Here is a 15,047-nt window from a genome sequence, read left to right on the forward strand (position 1 = left end):
ATCCACAATGTTTTTTTCAAACAGGTTCCGTTTAATACATAGCTCCCCAAAATTGCTCGCTTTCCCCCACACCCCACACCCCATACCCCACACCCAGTATCCTATCGTGGGTAATGTGGCTTAAGTTGACACCCATGGGCATTGCCGTACCCTTACTCACCCTATAGATGCTGCATCAGTCAAGAAACCTAACGTTTCACCGGAAGTCTAGAAACCTGTATCGGGGCGGGTTTAGTTATATCTGGGTGCAACCAAAAAGATAGTAGTCAAACCCGCTCCTACACACAGACGCGCCAGTGCCATTCTCCCTAATATGCCATTCAGGTAAAATCAGGTTACTATAACTCTATTACAACCCAGCTAAGTTTAACTACATTCCTTTCAATCAAAAAACTCCGATAAAAAAGGACAGATAACCATGGCACCCGTTCAATCTATCCCCCCCAAATACAACGGCTTATACTGTCAATCTCCAGAGGGAAACTCCCTGGTTTTCCCCCTCAAGCATACCGAGGTTGAGGCGAAAATTGCCGGGAACCTGTCACGAGTTGAGGTGACTCAGCGATTTGAGAACCCCTTCACCCAACCGCTAGAAGCTATCTATGTCTTCCCCTTACCCGATGAAGCCGCCGTGGATGACATGGAAATTAAAATCGGCGATCGCATAATTAAAGGAATCATTAAAAAACGCGAAGAAGCCCAACAGATTTACGAACAAGCCAAACAAGAAGGGCGTACCGCCGGATTACTGGAACAAGAACGCGCTAATATCTTTACCCAATCCCTCGCCAATATCAAACCTGGTGAACAAATTGATGTCACGATTCGCTACACCGATAGCTTAAACTTTGAACAAGGGGACTATGAATTCGTCTTTCCCATGGTGGTGGGACCTCGATATATCCCAGGTGCAACCATTGATGAGAGTGGCGATACCGATGAAGTTCCCGATGCTTCCCGAATTACACCGCCTATTGTACCCGAAGGAACGCGATCGGCACACGATATCGGCGTTACCGTAGAAATTAATGCAGGTGTACCGATTCAAAATGTCCATTCCCCTTCTCATCAGTTGCAGATAGAATCCGAGGGAGAAATTGTCCGGGTGCAACTGGGCGGTGATGATACGATTCCCAATAAAGACTTAATCCTGAGATATCAAGTCGCCGGAGACAATACCCAAGCCACTGTCTTAACCCAATCTGATCACCGGGGCGGACATTTTGCCCTTTATTTTATCCCCGCCTTAGACTATCATCCCGATGAAATTTTCCAAAAAGATGTGGTGTTTCTCATGGACACCTCCGGTTCTCAACAAGGCGCACCCTTGCACAAATGTCAAGCACTGATGCGACGCTTTATTAATGGGTTAAATCCTGACGATACCTTCACGATTCTTGACTTTTCTAATACCGTCCGCCATCTCTCCCAAACTCCCCTGGCTAATACACCGGAAAATCGGGAATTAGCGATCAATTATATCAATCAATTACACGCCAGTGGTGCAACTGAAATGCTCAGTGGAATTCGGGCGGCAATTAAGGTTCCAGCACCAGAAGGGCGGTTGCGGAGTGTGGTGTTACTCAGTGATGGTTATATTGGTAATGAGAATCGCATTTTAGGCGAAGTTCAGCAGGAACTTAAACCCGGAAATCGGTTATATAGTTTTGGGGCGGGTAGTTCCGTAAACCGCTTTTTACTTAATCGTATTGCTGAAATTGGACGCGGAATTTGTCGGATTATTCGTCACGATGAACCGACGGAAAAAGTCGTTGAAAAGTTTTTCCGCTCAATTAATAATCCCGTCTTAACCACAATTGAACTCAACTGGAATGGAAGCGGAGAAACCCCGGAAATTTATCCCGCAATCGCCCCCGATTTATTTGCCCAACAGCCTTTAGTGGTATTTGGACGAAAGCGCGATCGCATGGCGGGTGATTTACAGATTAATGGGACTACCGCCGGGGGTGAACACTATCAAAAGACATTTCACCTCAATTTTAGTGAAACTGGAAATCCAGCCATTGCTCAATTATGGGGACGAGCGCGGATTAAAGACTTAATGAATCAAATGGTGACTTATGAAACTAAATCGGGAGTTGAGGCGGTAACCGATACAGCGTTAACCTATCAGTTATTGTGCCAATATACCGCATTTGTTGCCGTTAGTGATGATGTGCGAGTCGAACCCGGAAGTCAATCGGTTTCGATGAATGTTCCCGTGGAAATGGCAGAAGATGTTAGTTATCGAGGCGTTTTTGGTGCAGCAGCACCTCGTTCAATGTCACTTCAATCACAACGACGAACCTATTCAGCTAATGCGCCAAGTATGTCCCTTGAAAATCTCTCTCTTGCCGATGCAGCATCCACGGAATTTGATGCTATGTATTCGATGAAAGCAGATGAGGACAAAAACCCACCTCTATCGACCTCTTCACCAAAAGGAATGGTCAGTAAAGGTATCGATGCAGTTCAGAAAAAGTTAGGTCAAAAGCCCTCGTCTCCAGCCGCCAAGAATACCCAGTTAGAAGTAGTTAGCGTCACTGGATTGGAGCAAAGTGAAGCCCTTTCATTGACCCAATATTTGCAACAAATAAATTTACCCTCTAATTTGAGGGGTGAAATCGTCTTCGAGTTTACGCTAAGTAAAGGGCGCGTCGGGCGGATTATGTTAGATGAAGAGGCTTCAACCTTGAAAACGGCAAACGTGATTGAGTTAATCAAGCGAAATTTGATCAAGTGGCGTCCTTATCAATTGATTAATAGCACCGTGGTGTTAAAATTGCGAATTCAATCGTAGGATTTAGCTGAATCAAACAGCCAACTGTAGGGGCGCACAGACGTGCATCCGTGTCAACTTAAGCTCAACCCCTCACCCCCAGCCCCTCTCCCACGCCGGCTATGCATTGTACTACACCAACAAGTGTGGGCACGTAATCCACAAGAGATAGACAAGCGACATACTCGTCGTCAACGCCAGACTGCCGACAAAGAAAGTCAATGTTGGTTAAGTGCTTCCGTTGCGACCGAGTTAGCTTTACCTGAAGACATAGAGGTGGTGACGATTGCCGATCGCGAAGCGGATATTTACGATTTATTTGCCATGACTCGCCGTGAGCGATCGCATCTATTGATCTGATCCGAGGGACTCACAATCGCCGTGTTGACCATCAAGCCAAATATTTGCACGCCAGCATTGAGCAAGCGCCAGTAGCTGGATCTGTGACCATTACTGTACCTCGTAACGGTCAGCGACCCCAGAGGCCAGCTACCCTAACCGTTCGCTTTGCTACCTTGGAGGTGCAACCACCTCGCCATCATCTCCAAAGAGCTAAACTGTCTCCAGTTACTCTTCAAGTGGTATTAGCTACTGAATCTAATCCTCCCCATGATACCACACCCATTTGCTGGTTATTGTTAACCACCCTACCCGTTAATAGTTTCGATGAAGCTGTCCAATGTATACGATGGTACTCTTTTCGCTGGCTGATTGAACGCTATCACTATGTTCTTAAAAGTGGTTGTCACCTCGAACAACTACAACTGGAAACACGAGAGCGTATTGAGTGTGCTCTCTTCGACTTATTCCATTGTTGCTTGGCGCTTATTGTGGCTCACTTATCAAGCTCGCTCTAGTCCTGATACACCTTGTGATACGGTTTTACAGACTCATGAGTGGCAGGCTCTGTATTGTACTATTCACTCTCAACCTGTCCCTCCAGAGGAGCCACCATCTTTAAGGCAGGCTGTCGGTTGGATTGCTCAACTTGGCGGTTTCTTAGGGTGTAAACATGATGGTGAACCTGGAGTGAAAACTATTTGGCGCGGTTGGCAGAGACTACAAGATATCGCTGCTACCTGGCACTTACTTCACTCCTAGCTATTCAATTCCATTTTAACTGTTCACGCAAAAGAAAACGCGATCGCACAATGTTTAAGAAAGATGTGGGTAATGCATAGCCCACGCCGGGGAGAGGGGCTGGGGGTGAGGGCTGGCGTGGGTGAGGGGTTAAGCTTAAGTTGACACCAATGTTCCCAATTCCCTACATTGTTATAGTTCCCGATAAAATCGATAAAATTGACCCTGAGCGAAGCCGAAGGGTTGATCAAAACTCAAAACGTTCCTTCCCCGTCCCCTGATGCACAGTTTTCACCCATTTCAATCGCTTGGGACGCACGGACATACGAGCAGTTGTAGCTGACATGACAAGCATCCAATGCATCATATAAAGAACACCGCGCACTGTTTGCAAGACATTGAGAAATAGAGTGCCAATTGTCAAGGGTTGATCCCGTTGAATCCGACGCAATCCCGTAAACATGGCAATGAAAGACAAAGCAAGAGTTAATCCAGTAATCGGACTATACAGAGGTAAACGACTACGAAGCAGCGCCATTAAACAATCCGGTATAGCCGCCGTTGGCAATAGGTACTGAATAATTAAAAATGAGAATAAATCGATAGTTTTGCTCAGACCCAAACGATTACTAGCAATCAGACGCCAGTAGTCCAAATAACGCTGATATCCCCCTTCTGCCCAACGACTCCGCTGATGCCAGAGGGAGAGGGCGCTTGTCACACCTTCCTCATCCACCCCTGGGAATTCTAGGAAACGAATATCCCATCGATCCAAATGCAGGCGTATAGTTAAATCCAGATCATCGGTAATCGTTTGTTCATTCCAGCCGCCACAGCGTTCTAACGCCGAACGGCGGACAAACTGACCATTTCCCCGGAGTTCACCAATCCCACCAATGGCAGTCCGTTGGTTTTGGAAATAGCTATCCAGCGCCATTTCTGCCATCTGTCCTTTTGTCCAGAAATTCAGCGGCGCATTCGCGATCGCTTTTCGCACTTGTACCGCCCCGACTCTCGACTGGTTAAAGATGGGTAGCACTCGCCGCAGCAGATCTTGAGTGATATGGGCATCGGCATCAAAGACACCAATCACCTCCCCTTTGATCAAGGGTAATACATGATTCAACGCCCCAGATTTACCGCCTGTGGCGTTAGCATCGCGATGAAATACGTTTAACTGATCGTATTCTGCCGCCAGTTGCTCTAAAAGGATTGGGGTTTTATCCGTACTGTGATCATTAATTACCCAAAGTTCGCAGCGTTCCTTGGGGTAATCTAAGTTACACAGCATCCTCACCAAGTTCTGAATTACCGCCTCTTCATTCTTAGCCGCCACCAACAAGGACACATACGGAAAATCCGCCGGATTCTCTCCCTGTAGCGGTTTCGGCACTCTGATCGGTCGCGCCACTAATACCCGTATCGCCTGAATACCCAACAGTGCGGTTAAACCAAAGACTAACCAATACCCCCAGGACAGCAGATGCAGAGTGATCGTCCCTCCCCAAATCAGGGTCAGCGCCAACGCCGCTTTGCGTCGTCGCCCTTCGAGTCCCTGAAAGAAAAAGTCGCTCTCAAAATCATCTTCAGACCACTCAGACAGCAGAGAGCTAAGGGGATCAAGCTCACTGCTATGGTTATTCTCTGTCCAGGAGTTCTCTGGCATACGCTCCTTGATTTCTCCACCCACGCAAATTGTATCTAATTGTATCTTATTTCGTTAATTTTTTTATACTTTGAGGAGAATACTCTAGTATTTTAACGTTTGCTCGTTCTGCATGGCTGAAGATATAGGGTTTGTATGGTGATATCGTTTCTGAGTACAGCAGCATGGGGACTAGGTTCTGTCCTGTGGGTAGAACTAATCCGCGACTTCTATCACGTCTTGTCCCATCATTGGACACCGTTATATCGGTTGCATGTTTGGCACCATCGGGTGTTCAAACCGGATTTAACCCCAGCTAGTGAGCAAATTTATCGCCAAGCCCATTGGTACAATGATTTACCCGAATCCCTGGTCATGTTGCTGTTTAGCTTGGGGTTGTGGGGAGTCGCCTATATCTGGAGTGAACCCCATTGGGCGGCGTTGGCGGGTGTCCTCTATACCTTAAGCTTTTTAGGAAGTGCGATCGCGCGAGGGAGTGGACTCTCCGGTGCGGATGAATTAACCGACTTAACCCATCGTCCGGGACCATTCTTTCGTCCCCCCTCCAACTGGACGGTGAATCGCCCCTATCATTGGCGACATCACTTTGATAACCAAAAGGCGTATTATTGTGGCACATTGACCTTCGTCGATAAACTTATGGGTACTGCGCTATCCCTGAAAGGTAAAACGGTAGCCGTTACTGGGGCGTCTGGCACATTAGGGCGATCGCTATTGTATCAGTTGCACCAGCGCGGGGCTAAAGTTATCGGATTAACCTCGAAATCAGACCCAATTATTTTAACCGCAGCCGATGAACCGTTATCCGTGAAAACGATAACCTGGCAAGTGGGACAAGAATCTGATATTGCGGCTGAGTTAGAATCGATTGATATATTGATCCTCAATCATGGGATTAACGTCCATGGAGAGAGAACCGCTGACGCGATCGCCAAATCTTATGATGTGAATACATTCTCCAGTTGGCGGTTATTAGAATTATTTTTGCAGACGGTTCGCACCAATCAAGATATTGCCCGCAAGGAAGTCTGGATCAATACCTCCGAAGCCGAAGTTAGTCCCGCCGTCAGTCCTCTGTATGAATTAAGCAAACGGGCATTAGGGGATTTAGTCACATTACGCCGTCTCGATGCGCCTTGTGTAATCCGCAAACTGATTTTAGGACCGTTTAAGAGTAATTTGAATCCCATTGGTGTTATGTCGGCGGATTGGGTGGCAAAACAAATTGTTAATTTAGCGGTGCGAGATGTCCGGAATATTATCGTTACGATTAATCCGCTAACGTTTTTGACCTTTCCGATTAAGGAGTTCTTTGTCAGCCTATATTTCCGAGTCTTTAGTCACAAGGCGTCAGAATCATCAGTTAAATGATGACAAGCCTGGTGTTTATTTCCTGTAGTGAAATAAACACCAGTTAAAGGTAGGGGCGACCCGCTTGCATCAATTAAAAACTGTGTCCACTCAATTTTGTCGGGTCGCCCTTTACTCAATTTCCGCTTGTTGTTTTAGATTTTACGTAGGGTGCGTTAGGCGTAATTGATAATCATCATGAGCGGGTTAATCTGAATGTCGCCGTAACGCACCATGATTGCTAAAAAGGAAATCGCGCAATTGCTGACCTACTGCCTCTAGAGAGAAGCTCATTTCTACTCGATGTCGGGCACGTTTCCCCAACTCACACCGCCATGCGGGATCATCAAGAACCCGACCCAGAGCCAGTGCTAGGGCGGTTGCGTCTTCGCGAGGGACAACCAATCCCCCTGATAACTCACCATTCTCCAGAATATCGGGTACACCGGGCGCATCAGTCGCCACAACGGGCAAACCACAAGCCATTGCTTCTAGGGGAGCAACCGGGAATCCTTCATGGCGAGACGGAAGGGTATAAATGTCAGCGGCAGAAAGATAATTGCGGATAGCGGTGCGATCCAGGATGTATTCGTTGATCCAAATTACACCGGGTAACTGCATTTGGGAGATCTGTTGATGTAATTTATCAGCATCGCTACCGGTGCCAACTAGGAGTAGTCGCAAGTCTCGTTCTGGGCGATCGCGACATACCTGTTCCCAAGCCGTGATTAGGATATCAAGTCCCTTACGGCGCAGGTCAATTCGCCCATGCCAAACCACTACCTCAGCCTCTGGTGGGATGCCTAGGGCGGTTCTGGTGGTCGCGCGATCGCCCTCATCCCATATACTCAAATCTAAGGGGTTGAAAATCTGGGCTATCTTGCTGGATGGTACACCATAGCGAGACTGCACTCGCTGGACTTCCGTCTGGGTGGCGATAATTAAACCCGCGCCAGCTTGCATCGAAAATGGACGCAGGGGATATTCAAGGCGACTCATCTGGAAGTCTCCTCCTTGAAACGTGGCAAACACAGGTAAGCCGATTAACTGCCCTAACAGGACACACATATCAAAGCGGGCATATTCGTATTCTTGGCATAAAATTGCCTGACAGCCTTCCTGGCGTAGTTCGTGGGCGAGTATCCTCAAGGGCGTGGCTAGGTAAGGGGCGATATCTCGCCTTACGGCTGATAACAGGTAACTAACACCTCGAACCATGGGGCGGTGAATGGCGCGATAGCGTTTAGGGGCAGGCAGTACACAAATCGTCGCACCTGTGGGTAAGTGAGTATAGCGTGTCGGTGTACTCACCTGGGCGGAAACACAAAATAATACCGTCCGCACGCCAGCCAGTTGCAAGGCGTCGATGTAGCCGAACATCCAGCCACCTGTCATTTCCTGACAAAATCCCTCGAAGGAGATGCCGATGCTATCGAGAAAGTCTTCAATGAGATCGCCCCAATGCAGCAATGCGATCGCGGGTTTGGGCTGGGTGTTCATCAAGTCAAGCCTCTCTACACTACATGAGCAGTCTAGTCATTTCAAGAGTTACAGCACCAAGAAGGTAAGAGTAATTATTGCTGGTTTACTCTATTTATTCTTGAGCAGTAATGTGATAAATCATAAATCTCGGACTTTTTTGATAAACTTCAAACGTTCGCTCCATATACTCAATCAATTTAGGTTTCTCTTTAGATAACTGATTCTTCTGCTTATTGACAATCCCCAACCATGTTGCACCCTTGTCTGAAAGCTCTTTTAATAGCAAAATTGCGTCCTCGTCATCCAGTTCAGACCAACTCAATGACGACCAAGTATAGGCAGGTGGAAACACCCAGCCATCTCGTTGGCTATAGTAGATAGCCACTGTATCACCTGTCGTTGAAGTGGCGGTAACAACCAGGTCATCGGGTTGAGAGATTTGACGCAGGGCAAGCCCTAATTGATAATCATTTGCAGCCCAAGGTCGGAAGGCAAGCGTTTTCAGTTTGTGCTGCCCAATTCCGATAATAAGTATTAACAGAGTTGTGATCAGGGCTAATGAGGTGGGGAACCCGGCAATACGTCGGATGAAGGAGAAACCAACAATCAAAACGTTACTGGTTAAAGCAGCGGCAGCAGGGTTAATCAGGTTGAGATTAGTCGGGTTATTCACAAGTCCTTGAGCCGCAATCAGGTAATAAATTGCAAAAGCAATTATCCACCAATGAAACAGCCAAGGTGCGCTACTAATACTATCTCTTGACTGATGTTCAGATTGAGGGGGGCGAAGAACTAAACCGATGGCAACAAACAGAATTAATGGTTTTGTCCAGAACCAGTCTAATTGAAAATACAGTTTTGGCAGGAAATAATTCTGTTCTAAGAAGTGGCGCAACCCGAATTTCCAAACCCAGTATCCACCAGCAGCGATGTAATAGGGTGGGTAAGTCTTAGAAATATGAATTGCCCATAGGTAATATGCAATGACAAGTGATAGTACGGCAACAGCAGCAGCACCGATTACGGCAAGCTGTTTGGAGCGTAGTTTTTGCTTCTGCCTAAGAATTGTAACTATGGCATAGAGCATGGCAATTCCGACAAAAATACCGGAAATCTTAGTCAAAAATCCCAACAGTCCAGTTAGGCTGGATAAAATTAGATAATGCAGGCGTTCCGTTTGCAAGAAGGCAACCATTAGCCAGACACTGGTTACTACCAGAGACAGCATAACCGGATCGGGAAGAAAAGACCGATCCACATAAATTTGTCCCGGTAAAATTGCCAGGAGGGCGGCGCTGATTAGAGCATGTTTCTCACTCCAAATGCGGCGAACCAGTTGATAGAACGCAAAGATTCCCCATACGCCAAAGGTGACGGCGACAGAACGTGCAACCCAGTCATGGTGACCGATAATTCGGTACAACAGGGCGGCTATATAAGTGATGGTTTGGAATTCATAGCCGACGTAATTGTCTCCGGGTCCATTCCAGCTAATTTTGGGATAGAAAATATTCCAATGTCCCTGGTAGAAGTTGTCCGCGATCGTTGCCGTATCAGACTGTCGCCAGCTCGTAACATCTATGAACGGTTGGTTGATTTGATTAAACCGTAGAATTGCTGCCGTAATCAGGATTGCTAGAAGTATATACGTCGTCGCGCGGGAACCACCTATTTTCATTACACACCCCTAAGTTTAATTGTGCAAATCCTATCGATAAAGTATTCAATTATTTTACTCCAAGGGAGTAAGGCGATCGTTGGTTGCGGCTGGATGTTCATTTTGACCTAAACGACTAGAACGTCAATAAATTGTTATTACAATTAGGGTTTTACTATTTTAATAGCAAATGTGTGACAAGGATGATTAGTATGCAACGTTTCGAGTTCATAATGTTCCTCTAAGTCGGCTTTGGCTTCAGAATCGCACGTCACAACAACTTCATTCTTAGTTAAACTTTTCTCAAAGGAGGTTGATTTTATTGAATAATCACCAAGATTGGCAACTTTTATATAAAACATTAAATGAGCATTATATTCAGTGTTGTCAACAACTGAAAATCTAGTTACTTTTGGAATAAAAATCGACATTTTTTCAAAGTATTCTCCATACATTAATTGAGGATTTGAGGGGTGGCTCCAATCATAAATTATTCCCTTATTTTTATAGATTCTATAATAAACAGTATCTATATAGGGTATGAAGAAAATACTAGCAATTATTAATCCAGCCATTAGCTGCCGTTTAAACAGATCCTTAATTTGGTAGTAGTTTAGGAGTGAGTTTAAGATTTGAGATAGTCCGATACCAATAACTAGAGAAGCTATTGGATAGAGTGGTGCGTCGTACCAGGGAAGCTTAGTTTTTGCTGATGAAATTATTAGCCAATAGCAGGTAAAGTATAAGAGTCCAAAAATACTAAAACTTTTTATTTTTTTACTTTTGTTAAAATATTCAATAACACAACCAATAGGAAACAAATATATCCAAGGAACAAACTTGTATTTCAATTCATTCATATAATAGGTAAATGGAGCATTATGTCCTTCTAAATTAGTTGAATATCTTCCTGTAATTTCATTGTTTATTACAGATTTTAAATAACCAGGACTATAGTGTTCTCTTAAAAAGTAATATCCTAAAATTAAGGCTATAAAAAATATTGCCGAATAGTAGCTCTGAGGTGATATGAGTATTTCTTTTAACTTCTTTTGATACGCGGTGTAAATAATTAAAGCTGGCAATGCCAGTAATCCAGCTATACTTTTGGTCATAACAGCAAGCACCAAAGCAACAGTTGTAATGGCAAGATAAAAGTTTTTTCTTGGTGTCTTAGAATGTAAGTATGCAAAGTAAGAAAGAGAATAGACAGTCATCCAGAGAACAAGCATGGCATCGTAATCTGCTGTTCTGGCTACGTGTTCTCCGATGAATCCGGTACTCGTGATTAACACTAATCCACTAATCAGACCCATTTTTAAGTCATGAAAATAGTTTTTGCAAAAAAATACAACTATAAGAGTTGTACTAATAGCAGCTAAGGCTGATGGTAATCGAAGAGAAAACTCGTTGTATCCGAATAACTTCATACATAGTGCTATTAACCAAATTAATAAAGGTGGTTTTGTATTCCATAGATCAGGCTGACCATCAAAATAGGTGACAATCCAGTTCCCATTTAGAGTCATTTCTAATGCATTGACCGCCAACCTTGATTCATCCCACATCCGGATAGACGGTAGATGAAGACGAAAAAAGAAAACGGGGTAACAAGCAATAAAAAAAATCAATAAACATATAGTTTGTTTATTAGTTAATAGTTCGATGAACCTTTTTAATTTTTTATTAAACGCCCTATTATTCATAAATGCTCCTCATACAGCTAAGAGTTTTTAGGTAAGACAAGTAGTTTCTCTTCAAGGAAATTTGCCTTGTCTAATTGTCTAATTGTCTACTTTCCTTCCTTGTCTCACCTGAACTCCAATCTTAAAAAACCTACCCTTGTGAAGCTCCGTACTCCTACCTTCCACAATACTTATTAGACCCTATTTACCGCTGGGCAAAAAGCCCGATCTCTGCATCGTGCAGCATTTGTATTGCCTCTGCCAGTTGCTTTTCATCCCACCAGTGAACCAGAAAATCTCGATGCCGTTGGGCGAGGATAGAAGCAGGAGTCCCTGCTAACCAATCCCGCTCTACTGCGTTCATTCCTTGCTGATACCAGTTGCCCCATATTATAATCCCTGCTGCTGTATTCAACGGAATTAACAAGCACATTACAATCAAAAGACCTCTCTGAACCAGTATTTTGTACCGAGGTTGCCCATAAAGTTCCCAGATGAAGAAGGCGGTGCAGAATGTGGGAACGGCAAATAGCACGTATCGCATAGGCATCCCTGCCGTTGGCACTAGTCCAGACCTGCCGTAACCCATCGCCAAGGAAAAAATGGCTAATATACCAAAAAATAAAAGCACACCTAAAGCACGATATCTCTCCCAACCCTGATAACGTAAAACAGCAAGCACGGCGACACCTGCACTAGGAACCAGTAAACCGAATGCAGCCATCACAAATGGTGCCCAAAATTTTGATGCCACCGGTCCAAACCCTAATGCCACAAACATAGCCGCCGTCTTAAGGGTTGCTCCCAAACCGGGACTAGGAGGATTCCAGTAAGGGCGTTGGTAACCGACGAAGTACAAGCCGACAAGAGCCAGAGCGATCGCAGCCGTACCCATCAAAAATCCACTGCTCCAGCGCCGTCCCCCGTTAGTTTTGCTTGTCCGCCAATGCCGCACGCCCCAATAAATAAGCCACGGTGCAAGAAAGAGTGCAAATACCAGTCCAACTGCGCCGCACAAGGGGAGCAATACCAGGGAAACTCCACTCAACACCGCAGCGCCCGATGTGGCTAGAGTGGGATGAGTAACCATCACCAGCAGCAGGGCAAAGATCAGGGCAGTAGGTACCACAAACGAGAGTTGCCAGCTCCAAAGCAGATTTTCCCAATTCCCCATGTGCAGCAAGGCGATGGGAAAGAAAGCATCGGCATAGTCTGTGCGCCCTCCGCGTAGGTGTCGAGCCACTCGAATTGTGAAGGCGGCAACCACTCCCAGTGTAATCACATTAAAGACCATACCCGCACGGAAATCACCAGTGAGCTTGAGCAAACCCAGTAGCATTAGGCGAGGTAAGGGGAGGCGATGCTCGTTGTTCTGAGACCAAAGCCAACTCGCCAGATCGGGTTCATTACCGGTTAGCGGTGCAACCAGGGTCCAGTCTTCTGCAAGGGGAATATTTCGACCGTATTTAACGATACAACCGAGAGCAAAGAGTATCATCACCAGCCAGACAGCCCAGACAAATATCCTGGCGCGGCGATCGCCGTGAGTTGCTGCTGTAGAGACTGAGGCTTGATCAACTTGTGTATGTTCCATATCCGTTTTATTCCTGGTTAAGTTATTTGGGTTGTGTTGGTGGAGTGATATTTTTTTTAGAGCTAGCGCCGATGCCAAAGACAGTTTTGAGCCACAGTCCAAATAAAACCTGCCAATACCCGCCGCCAACTTTGACTAAACGAAACGAAGATACCCCCATATCGGGAGTACGATTAATCCACGAAATTGGCACTTCCTTAACTGAATAGCCCATCAACAACGGCTGAAGTCCGGTTTCAGCATTAACGGCAAAACCAGGCTGTGTCAATTGCAGGTTCTCGATCACCTCTCGGCGCATGAGCTTCAGGTTATTCGTCAGGTCACGAAAATTGCGAAGAAACAGGATCTGAGCCAAAAGATGGAATCCACGATTAACAAAGATTTTTTGGAATGGATAATTGAGCAGGACGCTGTAGCGAGAAAAACGGCTGCCAACTACGACATCATAGCCCTCTGCTGCGGCGTCAAACAAATCGCGGATTTCCGGTAAGAGGTGCTGAAAGTCACAATCCATAGACAAAATGTATTTGCCTGTGGCTACTCGATAGCCATCCGCTATCGCTCTACCTACACCGTTAGGCGGCGAACGAAAGACTGGCTTAATTATGGGATCTTCGTTCGCTAGTCTTTGAATTACTTCACGAGTGTTGTCTCGGCTATTATCATCAACAGGGATAATTTCATGAAGATATTCCCCAAAAAAGTCTCTGAGTTTATTAACTAGCGGCTCAATATTCATCTCCTCGTTATGACAGGGGATAACAACGGAAACAGCACCCCGCAACTGCTCATGTTCGCCTAATGAAATTTTGGGTCGTTCCACTCGGCGGGGAGGTTTTTGAGCATGGAGAAGAATTGAGCCTGCTAAAGTTTGAATCACCGGAGCATTTTCTAATAGTATTGAAAGGTTCCGCAGCAACCACACCATTGATCGTGTCAATGGAGCATAAACAAAGTCATTGTAAACAGCAAATACTCGAATAAAGCCAACTTCGGAGATCAATTCATAAAGAGAGGGACGACTAAGCAGTTGTCTCGGATCTTTTTGTCCAAACAGTTGCGAAATTAAACGACGTAATTTAAGAACTATATTCCAGGGATTGCTCTCATAAAAAATGACCTGACCACCAGGTTTTAGCAATTCATAGACAGTTTTAAGGAACCACGGAGAATTGCTTTTGTCCAAAAGATCCATAGCGACAATAAAGTCAAAGCTTTTCCCTGTTAGTACCCCAGGACTATAAGAGGCATTAAAAAACTCTACTGATGACGGTAAATCATCGGGACGGGAATTATTTGCATTGAACGTTACCGCCGTAATCGGATTCTCGCCACGAGAAACACGCAGCAGTTGGCGCGTAAATAGTCCTCTGCCGCAACCGAGTTCTAAAATAGTCTGGTTGGGTAGAAGATGAACAATGTGGCGAAAAGTCTGCGCCCTCCACAGGAGGCGATCTTCAGCTATTGGATCTCGTTTTAGCCAGTATTGATCTCGATACTGTTCGCGGATGCCAAGAATTTTAATAGATTGAGTATGTTGTTCCGTAAACACAGCTTGTTGAGTCATAGTTATTATCTATCTCATTGTTCAATAAATTCAAAGCTCACTGTTAGTAAGCTGTCATGCATTTAAACTGTGATAAGAGCATTACCCTTATTTTTCAGTTTGCGCCCCCAGTTAATAACTAGCTTGTCTTCATTTAAAAGTTGATGCAACAAAGATTCTAACTCTTCAATGGATTCAAAAAGCCGAT

The 15,047-nt window shown here is 45.2% G+C and carries 11 protein-coding genes and 1 pseudogene; 5 read left to right on the forward strand and 7 right to left on the reverse strand.

Translation table 11 applies throughout. The features are described 5' to 3' along the window. The first annotated feature begins 418 nt into the window (after positions 1 to 418). From RIG66_RS02180 to RIG66_RS02195, 4 genes are all read left to right on the forward strand, one after another. Positions 419 to 2,800 carry a VIT domain-containing protein gene (locus RIG66_RS02180; protein WP_446374782.1) on the forward strand — a complete coding sequence of 794 codons (2,382 nt, stop codon included), beginning with the start codon at positions 419 to 421 and terminating at the stop codon, positions 2,798 to 2,800. A gap of 123 nt (positions 2,801 to 2,923) precedes the next feature. Further along, a complete protein-coding gene (locus RIG66_RS02185) occupies positions 2,924 to 3,139 on the forward strand; it encodes a hypothetical protein (protein ID WP_446374784.1) in 216 nt (71 codons plus the stop codon). A 44-nt stretch (positions 3,140 to 3,183) separates the two neighbouring features. Beyond that, positions 3,184 to 3,636 carry a transposase gene (locus RIG66_RS02190; protein ID WP_446374786.1) on the forward strand — a complete coding sequence of 151 codons (453 nt, stop codon included), beginning with the start codon at positions 3,184 to 3,186 and terminating at the stop codon, positions 3,634 to 3,636. After that, on the forward strand, positions 3,569 to 3,880 hold the full coding sequence (locus tag RIG66_RS02195) for an IS4 family transposase (RefSeq protein WP_446374788.1): 312 nt from the start codon (positions 3,569 to 3,571) through the stop codon (positions 3,878 to 3,880). The genes RIG66_RS02190 and RIG66_RS02195 overlap by 68 nt, the downstream gene beginning before the upstream one ends. A gap of 226 nt (positions 3,881 to 4,106) precedes the next feature. On the opposite strand, the gene RIG66_RS02200 is transcribed toward RIG66_RS02195, so the two are convergent. Continuing rightward, positions 4,107 to 5,525, reverse strand: a complete 1,419-nt coding sequence (locus RIG66_RS02200; RefSeq protein WP_446374790.1) for a glycosyltransferase — start codon at positions 5,523 to 5,525, stop codon at positions 4,107 to 4,109. 135 nt (positions 5,526 to 5,660) lie between these two features. Between RIG66_RS02200 and RIG66_RS02205 the strand changes: the two genes are divergently transcribed. After that, the gene (locus RIG66_RS02205) at positions 5,661 to 6,896 is read left to right on the forward strand and encodes a bifunctional sterol desaturase/short chain dehydrogenase (RefSeq protein ID WP_446374792.1); all 1,236 of its coding nucleotides are present in this window, start codon (positions 5,661 to 5,663) and stop codon (positions 6,894 to 6,896) included. A 186-nt stretch (positions 6,897 to 7,082) separates the two neighbouring features. On the opposite strand, the gene RIG66_RS02210 is transcribed toward RIG66_RS02205, so the two are convergent. The 6 genes and pseudogenes from RIG66_RS02210 to RIG66_RS02235 all read right to left on the reverse strand — a co-directional run. After that, on the reverse strand, positions 7,083 to 8,375 hold the full coding sequence (locus tag RIG66_RS02210; RefSeq protein WP_446374794.1) for a glycosyltransferase family 4 protein: 1,293 nt from the start codon (positions 8,373 to 8,375) through the stop codon (positions 7,083 to 7,085). Between the two features lie 94 nt (positions 8,376 to 8,469). Next, positions 8,470 to 10,035, reverse strand: a complete 1,566-nt coding sequence (locus RIG66_RS02215) for a glycosyltransferase family 39 protein (protein ID WP_446374796.1) — start codon at positions 10,033 to 10,035, stop codon at positions 8,470 to 8,472. A 143-nt stretch (positions 10,036 to 10,178) separates the two neighbouring features. Further along, the gene (locus RIG66_RS02220) at positions 10,179 to 11,720 is read right to left on the reverse strand and encodes an ArnT family glycosyltransferase (RefSeq protein WP_446374798.1); all 1,542 of its coding nucleotides are present in this window, start codon (positions 11,718 to 11,720) and stop codon (positions 10,179 to 10,181) included. Between the two features lie 184 nt (positions 11,721 to 11,904). Then, positions 11,905 to 13,293, reverse strand: coding sequence for a hypothetical protein (locus RIG66_RS02225; RefSeq protein WP_446374800.1), 1,389 nt, complete (start codon positions 13,291 to 13,293; stop codon positions 11,905 to 11,907). Between the two features lie 22 nt (positions 13,294 to 13,315). Beyond that, complete coding sequence (locus RIG66_RS02230; protein WP_446374802.1) at positions 13,316 to 14,860, reverse strand: glycosyltransferase; 1,545 nt, start codon at positions 14,858 to 14,860, stop codon at positions 13,316 to 13,318. 62 nt (positions 14,861 to 14,922) lie between these two features. Further along, a pseudogene (locus RIG66_RS02235) lies at positions 14,923 to 15,047 on the reverse strand (IS630 family transposase); the annotation flags it as partial.

The organism is Coleofasciculus sp. E2-BRE-01, from assembly GCF_040221695.1.
GTDB lineage: Bacteria > Cyanobacteriota > Cyanobacteriia > Cyanobacteriales > Coleofasciculaceae > Coleofasciculus.

Coding starts and splice junctions, on each gene's coding strand:
- RIG66_RS02180 (WP_446374782.1), top strand. CDS start 419: ATGGCACCCGTTCAATCTATCCCCCCCAAATACAACGGCTTATACTGT.
- RIG66_RS02200 (WP_446374790.1), bottom strand. CDS start 5,525: ATGCCAGAGAACTCCTGGACAGAGAATAACCATAGCAGTGAGCTTGAT.
- RIG66_RS02205 (WP_446374792.1), top strand. CDS start 5,661: ATGGTGATATCGTTTCTGAGTACAGCAGCATGGGGACTAGGTTCTGTC.
- RIG66_RS02210 (WP_446374794.1), bottom strand. CDS start 8,375: ATGAACACCCAGCCCAAACCCGCGATCGCATTGCTGCATTGGGGCGAT.
- RIG66_RS02215 (WP_446374796.1), bottom strand. CDS start 10,035: ATGAAAATAGGTGGTTCCCGCGCGACGACGTATATACTTCTAGCAATC.
- RIG66_RS02220 (WP_446374798.1), bottom strand. CDS start 11,720: ATGAATAATAGGGCGTTTAATAAAAAATTAAAAAGGTTCATCGAACTA.
- RIG66_RS02225 (WP_446374800.1), bottom strand. CDS start 13,293: ATGGAACATACACAAGTTGATCAAGCCTCAGTCTCTACAGCAGCAACT.
- RIG66_RS02230 (WP_446374802.1), bottom strand. CDS start 14,860: ATGACTCAACAAGCTGTGTTTACGGAACAACATACTCAATCTATTAAA.